We start from the raw sequence: 499 nt of genomic DNA, 5'->3' as shown, positions 1-499 counted from the left end.
GACCTGGGCCGCAGCCAGCGCGGAGGCGCCGCCCGCGAGCATGCCCCACCCGCGCCTGGTGAACAGGTGCCGCGGGAGCTTGTCCAGGAGGGCCATGGCATTCGCCTAGCGGTTCCTGCTGCCGGCGGCGGCCCCGGCCCGGTCGGGCTGTCCGGCGGCAGCCTGCGGCACGGGCAGCCGGGACAGGATGCCCCGCAGGACGCTGTGCGGGGTTTCGCCGGCGCCGGCAGCCTTCCGGTCAAGAATGATCCGGTGCGCCAGGACGGCCTCCGCCACGTCAGCCACATCGTCCGGGAGGACAAAATCGCGTCCGTCCAGGGCTGCCGTGGCCTTGGCGGCGCGCAGCAGTTGCAGCATGGACCGGGGGCTCGCACCGAGCCTCAGCAGCGGGCTCTCCCGTGTGGCCCTGCCCAGTGACACCGTGTATTCCTTCACGGGACCCGACACGAACACCTGCTGGACGGTGGCAATCATGGCGGCGACATCGGCGGCCGTGACC

Annotated in this window: 1 protein-coding gene; it reads right to left on the bottom strand. The window is 72.5% G+C overall.

The features are described 5' to 3' along the window. Window positions 1-105 precede the first annotated feature (105 nt). The coding region (locus tag AC1DKD_RS41970; RefSeq protein ID WP_477144831.1) for an AAA family ATPase at window positions 106-499 on the bottom strand (394 nt) is incomplete at its 5' end.

It is taken from the genome of Cupriavidus sp. 05T313 (assembly GCF_056396665.1).
This window is presented reverse-complemented; position numbering and strand designations above follow the sequence as displayed.